The 20,226-nt window shown below is 43.9% G+C and carries 22 protein-coding genes; 1 reads left to right on the top strand and 21 read right to left on the bottom strand.

Translation table 11 applies throughout. The features are described 5' to 3' along the window. Positions 1-145: 145 nt before the first annotated feature. The 7 genes from CHH91_RS17555 to CHH91_RS17525 all read right to left on the bottom strand — a co-directional run bounded on the left by CHH91_RS17555 (position 146) and on the right by CHH91_RS17525 (position 5,118). A complete protein-coding gene (locus CHH91_RS17555) occupies positions 146-562 on the bottom strand; it encodes a S1 domain-containing RNA-binding protein (protein ID WP_095224711.1) in 417 nt (138 codons plus the stop codon). Between the two features lie 74 nt (positions 563-636). Then, positions 637-1,017, bottom strand: a complete 381-nt coding sequence (locus CHH91_RS17550) for an FtsB family cell division protein (RefSeq protein WP_095224710.1) — start codon at positions 1,015-1,017, stop codon at positions 637-639. A gap of 7 nt (positions 1,018-1,024) precedes the next feature. After that, positions 1,025-1,624, bottom strand: a complete 600-nt coding sequence (yabQ, locus tag CHH91_RS17545) for a spore cortex biosynthesis protein YabQ (RefSeq protein ID WP_095224709.1) — start codon at positions 1,622-1,624, stop codon at positions 1,025-1,027. Further along, the gene (gene yabP / locus CHH91_RS17540) at positions 1,621-1,905 is read right to left on the bottom strand and encodes a sporulation protein YabP (protein ID WP_095224708.1); all 285 of its coding nucleotides are present in this window, start codon (positions 1,903-1,905) and stop codon (positions 1,621-1,623) included. Before yabP ends, yabQ begins: the two co-directional genes overlap by 4 nt. Positions 1,906-1,965: 60 nt before the next feature. Continuing rightward, a complete protein-coding gene (locus CHH91_RS17535) occupies positions 1,966-2,223 on the bottom strand; it encodes an RNA-binding S4 domain-containing protein (RefSeq protein WP_038562415.1) in 258 nt (85 codons plus the stop codon). A gap of 1 nt (position 2,224) precedes the next feature. After that, positions 2,225-3,541 carry a bifunctional methyltransferase/pyrophosphohydrolase YabN gene (yabN, locus tag CHH91_RS17530; RefSeq protein WP_095224707.1) on the bottom strand — a complete coding sequence of 439 codons (1,317 nt, stop codon included), beginning with the start codon at positions 3,539-3,541 and terminating at the stop codon, positions 2,225-2,227. Next, positions 3,538-5,118 carry a putative polysaccharide biosynthesis protein gene (locus tag CHH91_RS17525; RefSeq protein ID WP_095224706.1) on the bottom strand — a complete coding sequence of 527 codons (1,581 nt, stop codon included), beginning with the start codon at positions 5,116-5,118 and terminating at the stop codon, positions 3,538-3,540. The genes yabN and CHH91_RS17525 overlap by 4 nt, the downstream gene beginning before the upstream one ends. A gap of 125 nt (positions 5,119-5,243) precedes the next feature. Between CHH91_RS17525 and CHH91_RS17520 the strand changes: the two genes are divergently transcribed. Then, positions 5,244-6,458 carry an MFS transporter gene (locus CHH91_RS17520; RefSeq protein ID WP_095224705.1) on the top strand — a complete coding sequence of 405 codons (1,215 nt, stop codon included), beginning with the start codon at positions 5,244-5,246 and terminating at the stop codon, positions 6,456-6,458. Here the strand turns inward: CHH91_RS17520 and CHH91_RS17515 are convergent. The 14 genes from CHH91_RS17515 to yabG form a co-directional block, all read right to left on the bottom strand. Continuing rightward, positions 6,416-7,216 (bottom strand): helix-turn-helix transcriptional regulator, encoded by an 801-nt coding sequence (locus CHH91_RS17515; RefSeq protein WP_095224704.1) that lies wholly within the window; start codon positions 7,214-7,216, stop codon positions 6,416-6,418. The genes CHH91_RS17520 and CHH91_RS17515 overlap by 43 nt on opposite strands. 77 nt (positions 7,217-7,293) lie before the next feature. Further along, positions 7,294-7,830 carry a stage V sporulation protein T gene (spoVT, locus tag CHH91_RS17510; RefSeq protein WP_095224703.1) on the bottom strand — a complete coding sequence of 179 codons (537 nt, stop codon included), beginning with the start codon at positions 7,828-7,830 and terminating at the stop codon, positions 7,294-7,296. Between the two features lie 147 nt (positions 7,831-7,977). Beyond that, the gene (gene mfd / locus CHH91_RS17505; RefSeq protein WP_095224702.1) at positions 7,978-11,508 is read right to left on the bottom strand and encodes a transcription-repair coupling factor; all 3,531 of its coding nucleotides are present in this window, start codon (positions 11,506-11,508) and stop codon (positions 7,978-7,980) included. A gap of 90 nt (positions 11,509-11,598) precedes the next feature. Beyond that, positions 11,599-11,826, bottom strand: a complete 228-nt coding sequence (locus CHH91_RS17500; protein WP_176465843.1) for an anti-sigma-F factor Fin — start codon at positions 11,824-11,826, stop codon at positions 11,599-11,601. A gap of 87 nt (positions 11,827-11,913) precedes the next feature. Then, on the bottom strand, positions 11,914-12,474 hold the full coding sequence (gene pth / locus CHH91_RS17495) for an aminoacyl-tRNA hydrolase (protein ID WP_095224700.1): 561 nt from the start codon (positions 12,472-12,474) through the stop codon (positions 11,914-11,916). Between the two features lie 565 nt (positions 12,475-13,039). Further along, on the bottom strand, positions 13,040-13,675 hold the full coding sequence (locus CHH91_RS17490; protein ID WP_095224699.1) for a 50S ribosomal protein L25/general stress protein Ctc: 636 nt from the start codon (positions 13,673-13,675) through the stop codon (positions 13,040-13,042). A gap of 73 nt (positions 13,676-13,748) precedes the next feature. Next, entirely contained in the window at positions 13,749-14,696 is a 948-nt protein-coding gene (locus tag CHH91_RS17485) for a ribose-phosphate diphosphokinase (RefSeq protein ID WP_095224698.1), read from the bottom strand. A gap of 19 nt (positions 14,697-14,715) precedes the next feature. Beyond that, positions 14,716-16,077: a bifunctional UDP-N-acetylglucosamine diphosphorylase/glucosamine-1-phosphate N-acetyltransferase GlmU gene (gene glmU, locus CHH91_RS17480; protein ID WP_095224697.1), complete on the bottom strand. Its 1,362-nt coding sequence runs from the start codon at positions 16,075-16,077 to the stop codon at positions 14,716-14,718. A gap of 213 nt (positions 16,078-16,290) precedes the next feature. Next, complete coding sequence (spoVG, locus tag CHH91_RS17470; RefSeq protein WP_038562451.1) at positions 16,291-16,587, bottom strand: septation regulator SpoVG; 297 nt, start codon at positions 16,585-16,587, stop codon at positions 16,291-16,293. Between the two features lie 124 nt (positions 16,588-16,711). Next, positions 16,712-17,521: a pur operon repressor gene (gene purR / locus CHH91_RS17465; RefSeq protein ID WP_095224695.1), complete on the bottom strand. Its 810-nt coding sequence runs from the start codon at positions 17,519-17,521 to the stop codon at positions 16,712-16,714. Positions 17,522-17,575: 54 nt separating this feature from the next. After that, a complete protein-coding gene (gene ispE, locus CHH91_RS17460; RefSeq protein WP_095224694.1) occupies positions 17,576-18,445 on the bottom strand; it encodes a 4-(cytidine 5'-diphospho)-2-C-methyl-D-erythritol kinase in 870 nt (289 codons plus the stop codon). Positions 18,446-18,562: 117 nt separating this feature from the next. Then, positions 18,563-18,739, bottom strand: coding sequence for a small, acid-soluble spore protein, alpha/beta type (locus CHH91_RS17455; protein WP_038562461.1), 177 nt, complete (start codon positions 18,737-18,739; stop codon positions 18,563-18,565). A 134-nt stretch (positions 18,740-18,873) separates the two neighbouring features. After that, complete coding sequence (gene veg / locus CHH91_RS17450) at positions 18,874-19,134, bottom strand: biofilm formation stimulator Veg (protein WP_038562465.1); 261 nt, start codon at positions 19,132-19,134, stop codon at positions 18,874-18,876. 183 nt (positions 19,135-19,317) lie between these two features. Continuing rightward, positions 19,318-20,199 carry a sporulation peptidase YabG gene (gene yabG, locus CHH91_RS17445; RefSeq protein ID WP_095224713.1) on the bottom strand — a complete coding sequence of 294 codons (882 nt, stop codon included), beginning with the start codon at positions 20,197-20,199 and terminating at the stop codon, positions 19,318-19,320. Positions 20,200-20,226 lie beyond the last annotated feature (27 nt).

Here is a 20,226-nt window from a genome sequence, read left to right as displayed (position 1 = left end):
TCCCTAAACAAGGAATGCAAATCGCATTCCTTGTTTTTTTGTATATATATTTACATAAAAAAATCGGATGCTTTTTTGCATCCGATTCATTATTTTATATCTCAAGATTTGCATTTTATCAAATCCCAATATATAGACAGCAAGTTTAACCTTTTTTAGCGCCTCTGCCACCACGTTTTGATTCTGTGTGTTTCTTAAGGGACGCCAGACGGTCCTCTGAATCCTTCAAGAAGCGATTCATTTTTGCTTCAAAAGTTTCGGTGCGCTCACGATGACCGCCGCCATGTCCGGAACCTCTGTTGTTGTTATTACGACGTGCTGGTGGCGGATTATCTTTCGCTTTCTTGATAGAAAGTCCAATCTTTCCGTCCTTTTCATTAATGACTTTGACTGTGATCATATCACCAACAGACAAATGTTCATTAATGTCTTTCACGTAATTATCGGCAACTTCACTAATATGGACTAGACCGGTAGAACCTCCCGGCAGTTCTACGAATGCGCCAAAATTAGTAATTCCCGTTACCTTACCCTGATACTTGCTGCCTACTTCAATTGACATAAAAAAAATGCTCCTCCTTAAAGTTTGAAAGAAATATACTTCTTATATATTATATAAAAGCTTGGAAAAGGGTGTCAATAAGAGGGTTCCTCTTCGGTGATTTTAAAGATGGTTTCACCGTCTTTTGAGTAGAAGTAGTTCGTTCTGGCAATTTCCAGTACATAACTCTTATCGTTCAAAAGTTCGATTTCCTCCTTGAGATCCTCTTCCTTCTTCTGCAAGCTGGCCAACTCTTCCTGCTTCTCTTTATATTCTGCTTGCTTAGAAGCATAAACACCTCGCTGATGAATATGATAACCTGTCATTAATCCAAGCAGAACAACTGCAAAAGCGGCGAACAAGATCAAACGCCGAAAGAGTCTTTTCTGTTTTTTTCGCTGCCGTTCCGTATAAGCATCATATTGTCTCGTGTAGTTGGACTCCATCTTCGTTACATTTCGTTTCTTTCTTGCCACGCCATTTTTACCTCCTTGCTCTGCGCAGTGAATCCAGTGCTTTCCTTGCTATATTCTTCATTTTACTATATATACCTGCTAATTTGGAGTAAATTTTTCTATGCTTACTTGGCGTCATTCTCCATACCAGCCGCCCGATCAGACGGATTGGATAGAAGAGGCTAACCAAAACCAAACGTATCAATCTCCATATCAGCGTCACTACTCCTCCTGTCAGCAGCAGGAGCCCTTGCAGCAGCAAACGTATTGGTGTCAGGATAAGTATCTGTAAAATCCTTCTGACAATAAGGATAGTCCGTCGGATGACACGGATCAGCCATTCAAGCACTCGTCGATAACTTGTCTGGAATAAAGCTCTATATCCTGCAAAGCCACATAACAATGCTAAAAGTATATAAAAGCGCATTTCCCCCTGATTCACTTGAAACAGCAAGGAAAACAATAGCAACGTCTGCAGCAGCCAGAACCCGCATTCCATGATGTAACGCATGAAGACCTGCTTTTTCCAGTGTCGTTCGAAGCGGCGGAATGTATCCATGGCTGCGCCAAGATAAACCCCGCCGGCAATCATCGACACGATGGTGAGGAATTGGACAGTGAGCGTCATTTGAAGAGCTTGCTAAAGATTCCTTTAGCCTTCTCCCCATGATGCTCATCCAAGTAGGATAGCTCTTGGATTTTGCCTTTGATTGATACCTTCCCCTCCTGCAGATCAAGGTTCTTCATATGCAGGTTGCTCCCGCGAATGATCATATAGCCCATCTCAGTCTGGAGCAGGAATTCTTCACTGTCGAAGCTGTCCACTTCCTTCACACCGCTGATCTCGAGCGATTTCCGATTGAACATCTTTATATCATGATCCGCTTGGGTTTTCCGGGTTTGATCCATCGTTACCGCCTCCCTTTATCCCTAACAATCTATGAAGGCAGGGACAAGGTTAGAACGGTTTTATTGTACAGGCTCTTCCTTTTTCACTGTGTACAGTGTCGCAGCATCTTCCTTCTTAACTGCCTCCTTCAGCTGCTGCACCTCGATCGTTAGCAGCTTCTGACCAAAACGGATCGCCATCTCATCACCAACAGCTACATTCGTTGAAGCCTTTGCCTGAACGCCATTAATAGTGATACGGCCTTGATCGGCCACTTCTTTTGCCAATGTCCGGCGTTTGATCAGTCGTGAGACTTTTAGGAATTTATCCAAACGCATATCATTCACTTCCCTTATCCGTACTTTTCTTTCCTTCTATTGCTTGATGTAACGCAATTTCTGGATTTATTTTATAATAGCCCGCATAAGAAGCAATAGCAAACAGAAGCTCTCCAATGACATTTTCATCCACCTCTGCCACTGATGCTCTTCTGCTGAATTCAGCCAGCTGCTGCGCCAAATTAGATGGAGAAGGTTTCTGCTTGCCAATCTCTGCTGCATTCATTAGCTCCGGCTGCATTGATTCTTCACTCTGATCAGGGTTATACTCTGCCTTTTCTTCCTGCTTGATAGCTTCCCAGCTCTTGCTCAGCTCTTCTTCAGTCTCCAGAACCGCCTCTCCGAATACATGTGGATGACGGCGGATCATTTTTTCGGTCACACTTCGAATGACATCTTCAATAGAGAAATAACCATCATCTTCTCCAATCTGACTGTGCAGCATAACCTGGAGCAGTACATCCCCTAATTCCTCGATAAGATTCTCATCATCTTCCTTGTTGATGGCATCAATAAGCTCGTAAGCTTCTTCGATCAAGTACTTCCGCAATGATTCATGTGTTTGCTTTTGATCCCATGGACAGCCGCCCGGACCCCTCAGCGTCTGAATTACCTCACGCAATCGATAGAATTTGTGGTTCATCTCCAAAGATACTGCTGGCGGTACATACACACTCATCAAGTTACTGAATTCTACGCTCCTGTCCAGATCCTCCAGCATGACAGTCTTGATACTCTCATCCGAGCTGCCTACTGCATCCACAATCATAATTGGATATTCAGGCGGTAAATCTTCCAATAACTCCAGTTTTACTTCCGAAGCCACCATTTGATCATATACCTGGCAGAAAATGAGGTGTTGTCTGTATTCCAGCTCATCACGCTTGAATGATGTCGCATCGACGAATTGAAAACCATCAATCGGATCAATTCGCAGAGCAGAGAACAAATCATCCAAAAAGCTCTGCCCCCCAATAATCTTTACGTCCACTTCTTGCTGAGCAAGCAGCAGCTGAACAGTCATTTCAGCTAACATCGGATGACCGGGAACTGCATAAATCAATGACCCTTCTTCTGCTTGCCGAAACAAGCTGTTAGCTATCTCTTCATAAACCGATTGAAAATCAGGATAATTTTCGTAGATTTCGTCATAGGAATGGAACTCCACCCCTTCTTCCTCCAGTGTTCTGACGACAGGATGGTCCTTCGTTCTTACAAAGATTGGTTGTCCATGCTCTTTTAGCTTCTTGTAGATTCCTAGTGACAACTGATTTATATCACCACCACCAAGACCGACAACTTCAATGGTATGTTTCATTTTTCTTTTCTCCCTTCTAAGCGCAGTAAATGTTTGCTGAACGGCAATGATTCTAACTCTGCCCGATTGAATGCCCCAGTCCTAATTAAGGTTATTCCATATAATAAAGCACCAGCCATAACCGCAAACAATACATAACCTAATAACAAAATTCGTGTTTTCACGTGAAACAATTCGACGGCAGCTACATATAAAAGTCCTACTGCGACAAGCATGAACAGCAATCCGACAAATAAACTTTTCCATGGAAGCTGGAATAATTTAATCTCCGGCAGATGCCGTTTAAGCAAATACATATTGCAAGCTAATATGCATGTTACAGTAATGACAGTCGCCAATGAAGCACCCAAGATACCATAAATCGGAACGAGCCATTCATTCATAAACCACTTGAGTAGAAAACCTGCCGCGATTATAGCAGCTGTCTGCTTCCATTTCCCTAAAGTCTCTAACATAGAAGCAGTAGTCAATGTGAGGGAACAAACAAAGATCGTCAGCGTGAATACTTGCAAAGAATATGTACCAACATCGTCCTTAAACAGCAATTCATTGACTAGCGGGAGCAGAGCGACTAATCCAGCTGTAGCTGCAATTGATAACAGGAAGCTTAGTTTCCACCCGCTATGCAGCAAATGTAGGACCGCTTTCTTCTCACTGATCAGCTGATCCTTTGTTATAGAAGGTACGAATGCTAATGCCAGGGAGGAGCCGACGACGATACCTAATTGTACTAGCGGCTGTCCGCGATCATATATCCCTTTCCATTCACGTGCTTCATCCAAACTCAAACCATGTGACAGCAATCCGGAAACGAGCGTAAAAGCATCGGCAAACTGCAATAACAGCAATAGCATATAGTTTAGACAAATAAAAAGTCCGTATACGAGGATCGTCTTTATGATATATCCCCACGGAAGCCGCTGCTCCACAGAGGAAATAATCGGTTCTCTTCTCATATAAAAGCTAAGTACTACAATACCAAAGCACGCCCCTGCTAAAGATGCCATTGCAGCTTTAGCTCCTATGTCATACAAATCACTCCCTGAACGGACAAGCAGGAAAGTGACAGCAAGAATCAAACTTACGCGGACTAGCTGCTCCACTACTTGTGAAACAGCTGTCGGCGTCATATTCTGCTTTCCTTGATAAACGCCTCGCAGAATCGAAGTGAACGGAACTGCCAAGAAGATAAAAGACGCTGCTTGGAGTGGTTTCACCAAAGCTGTATCGCCCATCGATTCGGCTAATTGCGGTGCTAGCATATACAGTAAAGCAAAGGTAATCACAGCCAGACCGAGCAAGAAAGTCCCTACCGGTAAATAGAACGAACGAAGAGACGGCGATGTGCTGCGATAACGATCAGCAACCAATCTGGACACAGCTGCCGGAATACCGTATAGAGCAAGGCTTGCTGCTATCCCAAGGAATGGATATACCTGCTGATAAATATAAAAGCCCTTATCGCCTACTATATTTTGAAACGGGACCCGATAGCCCGCACTTAAAATCTTACTGATCAAACCAGCGACCGCCAGCACAAAAGCACCGTGAAACAGCCGCTTCATACCTAACCCCATTCAATGATTCCTCCAAACTTTTCCTATTGGGATTATACCATATGCCATATCCTGCTTTAACTTTGAGCAAGATCCAATACGACCTTCATCCATTAAGGATATATGCTGGATAAGAGGTGAACAGCATGTATAAGGCAGTTATCAAAAATAAAAATGCAGTCTATTACTTTCTAGGTGGAGCAGTCTCCCACATCGGTGATATCCTATCCGGGTTGGCATTCCTGTTTCTCGCTTTTCGTATGACTGACTCTAGCATGCATACAACAATTGTAGCCATTGCAGAAACTATGCCATACCTTCTCTTCGGATTATTCGGCGGAGCTTTAGCAGACCATATAAACAGAAGAAATATGATGGTAATCATAGACTTAATAAGACTGATCATCCTTACTATAATCATCTTTCTCTATCTACAGGATGGTCTGACCTTCCCTTATCTTCTTGCAGGAAGTTTCTTGCTTCAATGCTGTGGCTGCTTTTTCAATCCGGCTCACCGAGCTGTACTCCCTGAGATAATACCGGAAGAAGAACTACCTAACGCCAATAGTACCTGGGATACAATCCAACGTTCCGCTTCCTTAATTGGTCCTGTTCTCGCTGCCTGGCTGATTGCAAGTGCTGATATTATCTATTTTTTTGTTATAGATGCAGCTTCCTATGCTATTAGTGCTCTCTGCCTTTCTCGTTTGCCGGCTATGGCTCCGACCGATAAGGAAGTCGGACTGTCTATCGCATCGCTTTATAGGTCACTATTTGATTTCTTTAAATGGATAAGAAAAAAGCCTACCCTAGTGCATCTATTCATTACTACCTTTTTCGTAGTCTTTTTCAACACTTGGGTATGGCAAGTTGGAATTTTGCTCGCATTCGAGGAAATTACGGAAAATGGCGAGCCGTGGTATAACGCAATTCAGATTGTATTTGGCATTGGAGCGACAATTATCAGCATTCTAATTCCGCTACTGATAAATCGATTGGACATGAAAAAATATGTACTAGGATGCGTTATATGGGGTGCAGGAATCTGTATAATCGGTTTAGCTTACAAGGAACCCTTCTTCTTTGTCGGCGCTATCCTTATCAGTATAGGTCTTCCTTTGAGCAGCCTAACCAGGGTGTATCTCATACAGACTCATGTACCAAAATTGATGCTTGGAAGGGCATTCAGCTCTAATGCTGTACTGCTATACGCTTCAAATACCTTGTCACTAGCACTGTATGCCAGCTTTTTATCCTTCCTATCTATTCGAAGTCTCATCCTGATAAGCGGAGCGAGTATTTTAGTAATTGTTTGTTTCTATACGTTATATATGCTTTTCCGAAATAAACCAGGAGTCTGACCGTAGATTCGCCGAAATACAGCATGGTAAGAAGACACATTCTTAAAGCCTACTTGCAAGGCGACGGAAAGAATGGAAGCATCGGTATGACGGAGCAGCTTCTGACTTTGGATGACACGATATATTTGGAGCCAGCTATACGGTGACAGACCCGTTTCCTTTTTAAAAAGGTGACTGAATTGATATTTCCCTAGTTGGGTCAGCTGTACCATCTTATCCAGTGTCCAGTCTTGCTGATAACTTTGTTTCAAAGCATCCAAAACGATGTGCACAGTTGGCTCATATCCTTTCATGTCCCACTTATCGCTATGGGTGCCTGGTACAAGGCGGAGCAGAACCATCGCAAGCTGAATCCAGCTATTCTCCAGCCATAGAGCACTTTCCTTTTCTGTAGCTATTCCCAAGTAGAGACGAGTCATAGAAAACCATTGGTGAAGAAGTGGGTGTTTACATGCTACTAGTGCGAACATCGGATCTACCCTGCTACCGCTCAGTTCCTGTGCTACTTCTGCTATAAAAGCTGGCTGCAATTCAACAATCCACTTCTCCGACGTATGGCGGAGCTGTTTATGTATCTCATGTGGATTAAGAAGCATAGCCTCACCATCAGACAATTCCATATTATGTCCCTGAAATTGGTAGACAGCATGACCGTTAGGGCTGAAAATAAATTTATATGTATCATCATCCCGCCAGTTTCTTTCACCAAGCATCGTTGTCCGGTTTAATAAGAGACCATTCGCATGCTCCTCTATCATAAGCTCTCCTCCTCTTTGGGATTAGCTTAGCATAAAAAGAATCCCGCAACATAATAAGCTGCGGGATTCCTTCTTCACTATTCCATCTGTCTTGCGAGGAAATTAGCAGCTGTTTCTGCTGCTTTTTCTTCTACCTTGCTTAATTCACCATCATTGCGGCTGACAATAATAACGCACCCAATTGGGTCACCGCTTGCAATGATCGGACTTACCACATACGCTTGGATGTCTTCTTCCTTATCCTCTACAAGCTCGATACTGCCTGCTTGATTATTCGTGGCAGTCGATCTTTCCTGCATCGCCTTTTCAATTACAGCCCCGATGCCTTTATTCATGTATTCTTTCTTCGATTCTCCTGCAACTGCAATGTATTCATCGCGGTCACATATAAGTACTCCGTGGTCAATCGAAGTAAATAATGCCTCTGCGTATTCTTTTGCAAAATCGCCCAACTCGCTGATCGGAGAGTATTTCTTTAAGATAACTTCACCATCACGGTCAACAAAGATCTCCAGCGGATCCCCCTCTCGAATGCGCAGTGTCCGGCGTATTTCCTTCGGGATAACAACACGTCCCAAGTCATCGATTCTACGTACGATTCCTGTAGCCTTCATCTTCCATTGCCTCTCTTTCTGTATCATAAGCTGCTCTGGGGTATTTTCTACTTATTATGAAGAAAAGAAGAATTCACCAGTTGTGCTGTTAGTATGATACACATCGGCATTACTATACATTTCCTGTAGATTTTTTGTAGTGGAAGTTTAACTAGCTCGTTTTAGTTCGCGCATAGCTTGTATGAATTCTTCAGCTATCTCATATCGGCGTTCATAAGAGTTCCGGTCCCAATTGAAGACGATCTTCAATTTCTTGTCCTCTGTACCTAGCTGGACCATCCGGCCATATTGATTAGCGAATTCGAACAGCTTGCTGCCGTCAACGTGCTGGCTCATATCAGGATCGACTAAGATCTCCATGCGCTGTTTTTTCTTCTTCTCACTGATGGATTCGATTTTTTCCCGTTTAGCATACATTTTCAATGTAGTTACATGGAAGAGGTTGGCCACTTCTTCAGGATAGTCACCGAATCGATCAATCAGTTCTTCCCGCAAATCATGGATTTCCTCTTGGGATGAACAGCTCTGGAAACGTTTATACATATCGATTTTCTGTTTCTCGTCATTGATATAAGACTCCGGGATATACGCATTGATATCTAGGTCAAGCTCAACTTCGAATGGTTTGATCTCTTCTGCTGGCTTACCTGCCTTACGTGCTTCCACTGCTTCCGTAAGCATCTGGGAATACATATCAAAACCGACAGAATCAATAAATCCATGCTGCTGAGAACCGAGCAAGTTGCCTGCTCCGCGGATAGACAAGTCCCGCATCGCGATTTTGAATCCTGATCCAAGTTCAGTGAATTCCTTGATTGCCTGCAGACGCTTTTCCGCCACCTCTGTTAACACTTTATCCTGCTGATAAGTGAAATAAGCGTATGCTACCCGATTGGAACGTCCTACTCGACCGCGTAATTGGTATAGCTGACTAAGTCCCATTCTGTCTGCATTGTCAACGATCAATGTGTTCACATTCGGGATATCCACCCCTGTTTCAATGATAGTTGTGCTGACAAGTACATCATATTCCCCTTCAAGGAAGGCGAGCATAACACTTTCCAGCTCAGATTCGTTCATTTGACCATGCGCAAAGGCGACTCTGGCATCATCAACCAAAGCTGCGATTTCCTGTGCTTTACGCTCAATATTCTCTACCTTGTTATAAAGGAAGAATACCTGTCCATCCCGAGCCATTTCCCGTTCGATTGCCTCGCGGATAAAGACTGGATTGTACTCCATCACATACGTTTGAATCGGGAATCTATTTTCAGGTGGTGTCTCAATAACGGAAAGGTCACGCACACCAAGCATGGACATATGCAATGTACGAGGGATTGGAGTGGCAGTCAATGTCAGAACATCAACATTCGTCTTAAGCTGTTTCAGCTTTTCTTTGTGTTTAACGCCAAAGCGCTGCTCTTCGTCCACCACTAATAAGCCAAGATCTTTGTATACGATATCCTTGGATAATAGGCGGTGTGTGCCTACAACAATATCGATAACCCCACTCTTCAACCCGGTCATGACTTCATTTTGCTGCTTGCGCGTACGGAATCGGCTCATCAGACCTACATTGATCGCATGATCCTGGAATCGTTCCAGAATCGTCTCGTAATGCTGCTGCGCCAAAATGGTTGTCGGTACTAAAATCGCTACCTGCTTCCCATCCGCAATTGCTTTGAAAGCTGCACGGATAGCCACTTCTGTTTTCCCGTATCCGACATCCCCGCAAAGCAGCCTGTCCATAGGACGTTCCCGTTCCATATCCTTTTTGATTTCATCAATGGTACGAAGCTGATCTTCGGTTTCCTGATAAGGAAACGCAGCTTCGAACTCCCGCTGCATCTCGGTGTCTTCTGAAAACGCATATCCTTTGGAGGCTTCCCTCTCGGCATAAAGCTTGATCAGCTCATCAGCAATATCCTCCACTGACGATTGGACACGGCTTTTAACCTTTTTCCACTCTGTTCCGCCAAGCTTGTAAAGCTTCGGTTCTTTTCCTTCTGATCCAACGTACTTTTGAACAAGGTCAATCTGATCAATTGGCACAAATAACTTGTCGTCTCCGGAATAGCGGATGAGCATGAAATCTTTATGCAGATCCTGCACCTGCAGCGTTTCTATACCAACATAGCGGCCGATACCATGGTTTGCATGAACAACGTAGTCGCCTACAGCAAGCTCCTGGTAGCTCTTAATCCGCTCAGCGTTGGATATTTTTTGCTTGCGCTTCGGTCTTGCTGAACGCTTTTTAAACAGTTCGTTCTCTGTCAGCACTGCCAGCTTATGAAATGGCAGCTCAAAACCGCTGCTGATATTACCTATCAAGATAGTCGGTGTGCTCACCGGCAAGGAAACACGCTCTGCGATGACTGCTTCCATATCATAATCAGCCAGAACAGCTTGGATCTTCTCTGCACGCTGCTGGGTAGGTGCCATTAAGATAGTAGAATAATTGCTCTTTTCCCACCGTTCCAGCTCATTTTTCAGCAAATGCATCTGTCCATGGAATTGCTGCATAGCCCTGCATGTCACGTTCACAATATTTTGGGGCTGTGTATTCGGTATATGTCGCAAGAACACGCTCAAATACAAACGTGACTGCTTCATCTGCTGTAGTACTTCATGCCAGTCAAACGACAGTTTCAGCTTTCTTACTGTTTGATGTGCTTCCAGCAGACTCTGATGCCATTCTGCTTCCTCTTCATCGAGCCGGTTAGCTGTTTCTTGGATTCGGCTCATTTCATCCAGGATGATATAGCCGCCTTCACCAAGATAATCTAACAGACTAGCTGGTTCCTCATAAAAATAGCCTGCATACTTGGCCATGCCCTGAAATCGCTCTTGCTGCCGTAATCTTTCAAGATCCTGACTGACAGACTCTAGAACTTGCTGCTTATGCTCATCGGCCTGCAGTTTGGCTATTGTTTCCCCTAATGCTTTCTCCAACCGATCCGCTGCTCGGGCTATATCCTCGTTATCGATGAGCAATTCCGTTGCAGGGCCTATTTCAACCGCGTCTTTCTTCTCCAGAGAGCGCTGTGTGTCCGAATCAAAATAACGAATGGAGTCGACTTCTGTATCGAACAATTCGATTCTGATCGGGTTGTTTTCCGTTAATGGATAAATATCCAATATACCTCCGCGCAGGCTGTACTCTCCTGGAGACGCAACCATATCCGTACGTTCGTATCCCATATCGACCAACGCACGTAAGTAGTGCTCTAAATCGATTTCTTCCCCAACACGAAAAGCCAGCTGATAGCTTTCCCATTTAGCTGGTTGTGGCAGTATTCTTTTTAGTGCTGCAGCCGGAGCTACTAGGACGCCATTCTCACTATGCATCCAATTCCGCAATGCATCCAGACGCTGTGATCGAAGCTCCGGACTGGAGATGGCAATTTCCGATGCTAATAATTCATTCACAGGATACAGGTACACATTGGAATGCGTACTCAGCTCCAATAAGTCCTCATAAAGTGTCTGCGCCTGAGTCAGCTGATGTGTGACCAGGATTACTTTTCGCCGTATGGAGTCCTGCAGCACAGTTGCCAGGACTCCCCTTGCCGAACCAGACAATCCTGTCAAAAGCTGTTCGTGTATCCCAGACTTTATCCCATTGATGACTGATTGTATGTCATCCTGATTTGAGATAAATTGCTTGATCTCTTGCATAATGCCTCCTTCTGCTAGTACATGTCATAAGCAAAAAATGCCTTGGTTCAGGCACCAAAGCTTTGTATGACAGCATTATTTAGCTTTACGTTATTGCATGAAATGATCCAGTTCATGATAATGCGGGTGTTGCTGCAGCGCATTTTCACAATCCTCACATGCGACCTGACAGACGATATTACCCGAATCAATCTGCACCATTTCCTGATAGTCCGCTGCGGATAATCGATCCCATCCGAGCGCTTTGATATCCACCTTATATTCATCTAGCTCTGCTAGCTGCGTTTTGCAATGTCGACAACGGTAAACGATAGCCATAGTTATGCCTCCGGGACTTAGATTTGACTCTGTCAAAGTCTGCCCGAAAGCATCTGGATTCATACTTATCACCTTGCAGTGTATGAATTAGCGATTAAAATCATTCATCACGTTCAGGAAAGGCTCCTTAAGCCATGTTTCTGTTGCATCGGCAGCCTTCTTCACACTATCGACGATGTCCGGCAATTCCTCCTTATGGAAACGCTGGAGAACATAATCTACAACTGGCTGCTGACCGACCGGACGGCCGATTCCCAGACGAATGCGTTTGAATTCCTTCGTGCCTAAATGCGAAATCAAAGAACGGATTCCATTATGGCCCCCATGACCGCCTTTTTCCCGCAGTCTAACCTTTCCTGCCGGTAAATCCAAATCATCATAAATGACAATCAAATCCTCAAGCTCGACATTATAGTAATCCATCAGCGGTCGTACTGCTTCACCTGAAAGGTTCATAAAAGTAATAGGTTTTACCAAGATTACCTTTTCCCCATCTATCATGCCTGTCGCATATACACTATTGAACTTTTTATTTGTTAACGGCAAATTGTGCCGGTGCACTAATTCATCAATCGCGATGAACCCAATATTATGCCGTGTCTGATCATATTTCTGACCCGGATTCCCAAGTCCAACAATCATTTTCATATTTATAAACGCCCTTTACTCATAGTCCATTCCCAAAAAACTATACCTCAACAGAAAATAAAATACAAGAAAACCGAAAAGCGGAGAAGTACGGTTAGAAACGAAGCGGTAAGCATGGGAGCCCGGAGTGGATGACCTTTCCACGCAGGGATCCATTGCTTACAGCGCAGTTTCTGGTCTTTGGAGCTAGACAAAAACCGAAAACCGGAAGAAACCGTTCAGAGAAATAAGCGAGAAAGCCCGGAGTGAGATGCTTTTCCTCACGCAGGGATTTATCACTTACGGCGCTGTTTCTGGCTTTCGCAGCTAGACATAACCGAAAAGCGGAGAAGTACGGTTGGAAGCATTTAACACTCCAGCTCTTATCCTTCTCCGACAGAAAGGGAAATTCCTTCCTTCCTGCACAAAAAGCACATCAAGGATGCTTCCTTTCCCATCCTTGACATGCTTTGTCTGGTATTGGTATAGGATACCCCAGCTCAGCGAGAGATAGTCCTTTTTTCCGATTTCTTCACATAAAATTTATGTAGAAAAAGCTGCACCATAAAAGGTGCAGCTTTTTATTTTAATCTTCTTTATCGTCCTTAGATCCTTCTTCGATTGCTTCTACATCGCCCGCATCACCAGTAGTTGTATCATCTGTTTCAATCTCTGCAGTAGGTGCAGTGACTGTAGCGATTGTTGTATCAGCATCGGTTAGGATTTCATAAGCACCGTCTGTTGGCAGGTCACCAACGCTGATGCTGTCACCGACTTCAAGTTTGGAGACATCGACTGTGATTTGATCTGGGATGTCATTCGGTTTTGCACTGATTTCCAGATCAAACAATGGCTGTTGAAGAACGCCGCCTTCATTAGATCCTGGTGCTTCACCTTCGAGCTGGATCGGCACTTCTACATTACGTGCTTCCGACATGTTCACCACATAGAAATCCGCATGTACAAGACTTGCTTTCAATGGATCAGTTTGGTAATCATGTAGCATTACATCTACCGATTCGCCTTTGATATCCAAAGAAATAATGGCGTTCTTACCTTCATCTCGTACAGTTTTCAGTAGATCCACACTATCAACTGCAACACTGACAGGCTCTTTGCCTTTGCCATATACGACTGCAGGGACGACTCCTTCTTCGCGAAGTCCCCTGATATAAGATTTTGTATTGTTATCTCGTTTGTCTGCTTTAAGCTTTACTGCCATCGTAATCACCCTCCATAGTTTTTACGTGTCTACAGATAAGGTTTCCCTTACAATTCCAGTAATAAACATAAAATCAATCAAACAGGATACTAACAGATTGCTGTTCGTGGATGCGGATAATCGCTTCACCGAACAATGGTGCAACAGAAAGCTGCGTGATATTTTCGATTTGCTTCTCTTTTGGAAGAGGGATTGAGTTTGTCACAACAAGCTCTTTAATTTGTGAATTTTGGATTCGCTCGATTGCCGGTCCGGATAGAACTGGGTGAGAACATGCTGCATATACTGCTGTCGCGCCTTTTTCTCTCAACGCATTAGCAGCTAGCGTCAAAGTTCCAGCCGTATCAATGATATCATCGATGATGATTGCAGTTTTGCCTTTGATTTCTCCGATGATGTTCATCACTTCTGCCACGTTTGGACGCGGGCGGCGTTTATCGATGATTGCAATCGGTGCTTTCAAACGATCAGCCATACGGCGTGCACGGACTACGCCGCCGTGGTCAGGAGATACAACGACGATATCTTCCAAATTCTTTTTCTCGAAATAGTCGGATAGAATTGGAACACCTACTAAGTGGTCGATCGGAATATCGAAGAAACCTTGGATCTGCGGTGCATGCAAGTCCAATGCCAAGACGCGTGTAGCACCGGCAGTTTGCAAAATATCAGCGATCAGTTTGCTTGTAATTGGTTCACGGGCACGGGCTTTGCGGTCCTGACGAGCATAACCGTAATAAGGCATGATGATGTTGATTGTTTTAGCTGAAGCACGTTTCAAAGCATCAATCATGATGAGAAGTTCCATCATATGCTGGTTGACAGGCGCACTAGTGGACTGGACAACGTAGACGTCACAGCCGCGGATACTTTCTTCGATATTGATCTGGATTTCGCCATCGCTAAAGTGGGAAACAGTGATTTTACCCAGTTCTACGCCAATGTGGTCTGCAATTGACTTAGCTAACTCCGGATTAGAATTCAAAGAAAAAACTTTTAACGATGGATCATTATAAGGCATGTCGAGTAACCCTCCAAAATTATTTATTCTTTAGATAAGAATTTTTGTTTTCTTGTCTTGCTCTGGCAATTGATAAAGCATCTGCTGGTACATCTTTTGTTATGGTCGAGCCTGCTGCCACCAGGGCACCTTTGCCGACTGTCACTGGCGCAATCAAGTTCGCATTACAACCGATAAAGGCATTATCTTCAATCTTCGTCAGATGTTTATTCTTTCCGTCATAGTTCACTGTTATTGTACCACAACCGACATTTACTTTTTTACCAACTTCAGCATCTCCGATATAGCTGAGATGGGAAACTTTGCTCCCCTCACCGATAGATGCTTTCTTCACTTCGACGAAGTTTCCGATTTTCACATTATCTCCAAGCTGTGCTTGTGGACGAATATGGGCGAAAGGCCCGATATTGACGTCATTTCCGATTTCACTGTCATGTGCAACGCTTTGCTTCACGACTGTGCGGCTGCCGATTGTGACATCCTTCACTTCTGAATTCGGACCAATGACAGCATCTTCTTTGATAACTGTCTTTCCAAGAATCATCGTGTTTGGCAAGATCGTAACATCCTGTTCAATGACCGCGTCTGTACTGATATATGTCGAGTCCGGATCAATGATTGTTACACCATTGCGCATATGCTGTTCATTGACACGACGTTTCATAATCCGTTCTGCTTGGGAAAGAGCTACACGATCGTTTACGCCCATCGTTTCATCGAAATCAGATGTCTGATAAGCGGTCACCAGCTTATTATCTTTTTTCAACAACTCAAGTACATCCGGAAGATAATACTCACCTTGGGCATTATCATTTGATACATTATGCAATGCTTGGAACAATAGCTTGTTATCAAAGCAGTATGTACCTGTATTGATTTCATCTACGAGAAGCTCTTCCGCATTTGCATCTTTATGCTCTACAATACGCAGTACCTCTCCAGCGTCACTGCGGATGACACGCCCATATCCTGCTGGATCTGGTGCTTTTGCAGTCAATACCGTTGCGCTTGCCCCTTGCTGTTCATGATGATCTAGTAATGCTTGAATCGTTTGACCTGTAATCAGGGGCGTATCCCCGCTTAAAACGACCGTAACACCCTCTTTATCATTTAGGAACTCTTCCGCCTGCAGGACCGCGTGTCCTGTACCAAGCTGTTCCTCCTGCAAGGCATATTCACTTACATCTCCAAGCTGGGCTTTCACGTCTTCTGCTCCATGCCCTACAATGGTGATCAATTTATCTAATTGTAAAGAATTTAACTGGTCAGTAACATGCTGTACCATTGGTTTTCCCATGACAGGATGCAGCACTTTGTACAGCTTCGATTTCATCCTGGTGCCTTTGCCAGCAGCAAGGATGACTGCATATCGGTTTGACATGCGAACCCTCCATTCTTTTTATCCTCTGTAAATATATCTTAAAATAATTGTCATTTCAACAGGAGCAGCGCTTGAATTCACGTAATTCGAGACAATTTTTTCAGCGATCAACTGGATTATAAGCATAAAAATAACAGCTATCCCATATGTTAGAACAGCTGCTAATTTCACCTTTATAAAAGATGACGCATTCGTCATCTATCTGAGCTCATATCAAGAAGCGCCAGCGGCTTCCTCATACTCCACTTCTATTTCTTCTCCTGCACGATGATATTCCTGCAGTACAGCATCCTGAATCTTGCTCCGTGTACCAGAGTTGATTGGATGTGCTACATCGCGGAATTCACCGTCTGGTGTGCGTTTGGAAGGCATAGCGACAAACAAGCCGTTATTTCCTTCGATGACACGAATATCGTGTACAACAAACTCCTGATCCATTGTAATAGAAGCGATAGCACGCATTCTTCCCTCGGTATTAACGCGGCGTAATCTTACGTCAGTTACTTCCATTATGCTTCACCACCCTTACCTTATTTAGAACTTATTACCAGTAATTCTACATAAATCTGGGAACTCCTGCTCTAATTAAAACTTTTTTTAAAAATTATATCGGCAGGGGGCAAAGCTGGATCAGTTAAAAGTAATTACCTTTTTGTACTTCGACTCGCTGATTGCGTACATCAACGTTCTGAATCTTGATCAATGACGTGTAATCTTCCACTACACGTTCTTCTTCTTCATCCTCTGCTTCAGCCAATACGCCTATAGCAGTCACATTTGCATTGAATTCCTGCAAAAGACTCTTCATTCCATTAATGGTTCCGCCTGCTTTCATGAAATCATCCACAATACAGACATTGGCTTGGTCGGGTATACTGCGTTTGGACAATACCATCGTCTGTATCTTTCTGGATGAACCGGAAACATAATTCACGCTGACCGTCGAACCCTCTGTCACCTTCGGATCCCGTCTTACAATGACAACCGGGACATTCAGATAAGCAGCAGTTGCATAAGCAATCGGAATTCCTTTTGTAGCGACCGTAACCACCACATCGATTTCACGGTCATGGAATGCTGTTGCAAAAAGACGACCGATCTTATTCACTGTTGCTGGTTCCCCGAGTATATCGCTCATGAATAGATATCCCCCGGGAAGAAGCCTGTCTGAATCCGCTAGCTTACTGCATAGCTCATCAATGAAAGCAGCACTGTTCTCCTTGGAGTATACCGGGATATAACGAACACCACCAGCAGCACCGGATACGGATTGTAAGTACCCAATGCCTTCATGCTGGAACATATCATTTATAATCGACAAATCCTCACTGACGGAGGATTTGGCAGCAGCGTACGTCGTCGAGAAATATGGCAAGGACACCAATTGCTGCGGATGATCCATTAAATAATTGGTCATCGCAACCAAACGTTCACTTCTTTTCATCACTACACCTCAAAACCGAATGTTATTGTTAGATAATAACATTCTCGTACGGATTTAATCAAGCTCCGTTCGCCCTCCGAGCATCCGTACCACATACACTTGTTCACAGAATCCCCTTAAACTGTTGTAGATCCGATAAGCACGGCTCTCCTGGGAAACGAGTGAGAAGACAGTCGGTCCGCTTCCGCTCATGAGTACTGCATCAGCACCTGCTTCAATCATTTGCTGCTTGATTTGTTTCACTTCCGGACAAAGCTTAAGCGTAACAGGTTCAAGTACATTACCAACCTTGTCACAGATGGATTGAAAATCGCCTTGCTCAATAGCTTGGACCATTCCAGTCGTATCAGGATGCTGAATATCATCGATTTTTAACTGCTGATAGATCGTCTGGGTGGATACACCGATTCCAGGGTTGGCAAGTACGACCCAGCATGCTGGAGGAGCCGGAAGTTCCTTGATCTTTTCTCCACGTCCAGTTGATAATGCTGTTGAACCGTATACACAGAAGGATACATCCGAACCAATTTTCGCACCGAGCTCAGCCAGCGTATCCAACGATAGCTGCAGATTCCATAGTGTATTCAGACCGCGCAGTACTGCCGCTGCATCACTGCTTCCACCAGCAAGGCCAGCTGCTACCGGTATCTGCTTGTCTATGTATATCTTGACACCTTTATTGATATTATATGTATCTTTGATCAATTGCGCCGCACGGTAGGCAAGATTACGCTCATCGTTCGGTACAAAGCGATTGTCCGATTCGATTTCGATCTTGTTCTCCTGTAACACGATTAACTCTATCCGGTCTGCCAGGTCGATCGTTGTCATAACCATCTCTACCTCATGATAGCCATCCGGGCGTTTATACAGTACGTCCAACGAAAGATTGATCTTAGCTGGCGCCTTTTCGAGCAAATACATGTCATGTCACCTACTTTAGTTGAATTTCTCCAAAATTGTATCATAAAAAGGAAGGACAGGCTATTCTGCCTAAAAAGAAGAAGCCCTCCTCTTCATAAAAAAGAGGAAGGCTTCCCTTTATTGCTTATCGCGCATCGACTGTTCGGCCATGGCAATGGCATACTTGACCATATTCCCGGCGTCGCGGGAACGTATGCCGCCCCAGCCTTCCTTTTGTACAGTGTCGTAAAATCCAAGCTCCTTTGCAATTTCCTCTTTTAGTGCATCAGACATGATTCCTCTTCTTCTGCCCAAAGAAAACAGCTCCCTTCAGAGATTATCACGACAACCTTATTTTCTGTCCCTGACCGTACACTATGCCTGTCAGATGTTTGCAAATAAGACAAAATAAAAAGCAGGGGACCAAGTCCCCTGCTTTCGTTCATGCGTTATTTCGCAATTTCGTTCAAATCATCCGTATCAAAATCTAGTTCGACTGTTTCGGTTAAGACATCTGCATAGCTATAGGAGACACGCTCAAACGCATTTTCATCTTGATCAAGTTCTACGATGAATACAGCTGGATACGTTTCTGCAAGTACTCCGCAACGTTCGATGGTTTTCTTTCTCCCACCATTAGCTTTCAATTTTAAACGTTTACCAATTTGTCCTTCCAGACCCTGCTTAATTTCCACTAATGTTTTAGCCACTGCACTCCACCTCACTGATCTAATCATAGCATATTTTAGGTATAGAGTCAAATAAAACTTTTTATTATAACAGCATACCAATTTTGATGTCAATGAAAAGATTAAATGTTTCTTATTTCACTTTATTCTTTCAAATCCATACAAAATTATGCATCAGTGGTAAATTTACGATTTCGCAGGCGTCTAGGAGTCCTCTTCCTTTTCCTCATCTGGATCCACAAAAGGCAATCCTGTCCGCAGCAGGCCGCGCGTTTCGATACCGCCAAGACCGCGTTCTCCTGTCAATGTATTTCGGAGAGCATCCCATACCCCCACTTTTTCCATAAACGGCGTGAATGCGACCTTGGCGACAATATAAACCGGATCCAAGGCATGGATGTTGATCCTGCTTGGTGAGCTTGCAAAATTCGCTCCTGCTCGTATCAGGGATTCAAAGTGGGATTGGCATGCGCCAGCAAAGATGATTAATTGATCCAAATGCGGATATAGCCTGCGTGCCTCCCGCACTGTTTCGACAAAATACTGGGAGTTCCGGTAAGCTCGGATATCCTGCTTATCTCCTTTGTTCTTCTGAAAAGCATCATGTCCTGTGATGACAATAATATCTGGCTGGATCTTCTCCAGAAGGGAAGCAATTTGAAGAGGCATTTCTTTTTCATGCAGATGGACACCATGTACTTGGATACCGAAACGCTGATAAAAATCGATGCATTTTTTCAAATATGTCTTATCTCCATCTATGTGGAGTACCTTCGCAGGAATTTGGAAGTAATTTGGGCTATGATGATAACCTGAGGTTGATTCATAATCCCGCTTATCCTTCATCAGCAGGTAATCCTGGCGAAAGAGGCGGTAGGAGTAATCTTCTTTATCCTGCCACGTTTTCTTGCGTTTCGTTATTTCACGTGTTCCAGTCTTTACAAGATCATCCCGGGGGGCATCTGCTATGAGACGCATGTCTTCCCCATGCAGAATGACCTTATTGGCTGTAAAGCTGGATACACGGAACAATAAATCGTGTTTATATGATATTCTAGTGACGATATCACCAATCGCCAAATCCATTCCGTTCACCTCACCCACCAAAGCTTT

This window comes from Virgibacillus sp. 7505 (assembly GCF_002272135.1).
GTDB lineage: Bacteria > Bacillota > Bacilli > Bacillales > Amphibacillaceae > Terribacillus.
Note: the sequence above shows the minus strand (reverse complement) of the source record. Positions and strands in the feature narration are given on the sequence as shown.